Source organism: Vibrio sp. 2134-1 (assembly GCF_033339495.1).
Window position 1 is genome coordinate 1 of sequence record NZ_JAWOUS010000157.1, and the last position, 1,001, is coordinate 1,001.

A 1,001-nucleotide genomic window follows, 5' to 3' on the forward strand; every position below is an offset into this window, starting at 1 on the left:
AACTAACATCCACTTTACCGATACAGTAAAGGCACGTTTGATAGACAAAGAGATGAGCAATAGCTATGTACCGCGCGGAAACCGTAAAAAAGTTCGCTCACAAGTTGCCATCTACGACTATCTTAAAAATATAGAAAAGCAAACAAGAAGACAAAAGTCAGATGTCTCAGATACTTGAACAAGATGAACGCTACATTGCCGCGATCGATCTCGGCTCTAATAGCTTCCACATGGTGGTGGCGAAGGTGGTCGGCAGCGACCTACAGCTCATCAGTCGCCATAAACAGAGGGTTCGTTTAGCCTCTGGCCTAGACAGTGAATTGAATTTAAGTCACGCCTCCATGGAGCGAGCGTTGGAGTGTCTTGCGATGTTCGCAGAGAGGCTGCAAGGCTTTGAGGAATCCAATGTGCGCATCGCTGCTACACACACGCTAAGAAGAGCGAAAAACGCGCATTTGTTTATCCAACGTGCAAAAGCAGTCATGCCGTTCCCGATAGAGATTATTCCGGGAGAGAAAGAAGCGCGCCTAATTTATTTAGGTGTCGCACACACTCAAGTGGAATCTAATTCTAAACTGGTGGTCGATATTGGCGGAGGCAGCACCGAGATGATCATCGGACAAGAGTTCGAGCCAGAACTGCTTAATAGCAAACAGATGGGCTGCGTCAGCTTTACACAGCAGTACTTCAAAAATGGCAAGTTATCGAGCAAAAACTTCAGCAAAGCCATGCTCGCTGCCGAACAAAAACTAGAGTCCATCGCGACCAAATACCGCAAGAAAGGTTGGGATATTGCACTCGGCTCATCAGGCACCATCAAAGCGATTCAAGAGGTATTGATTGGGCTGGGCTTTGAAGACGGTTTAATTACAGCAAAGCGTCTGAGTAAGCTCATTGATACTTTAAACGAGTTCGCGTCAATTGATGATATTCAGTTGACTGGCCTGACCGATGAACGTAAACCGGTATTTGCCGCTGGTGTAGCGATTTTAGCTGCGATT

Annotated in this window: 1 pseudogene; it reads left to right on the top strand. The window is 46.5% G+C overall.

What is annotated here, in order from left to right:
* Nucleotides 1-161: 161 nt before the first annotated feature.
* Nucleotides 162-1,001: pseudogene (locus R7R78_RS24605) on the top strand (exopolyphosphatase); the annotation flags it as partial.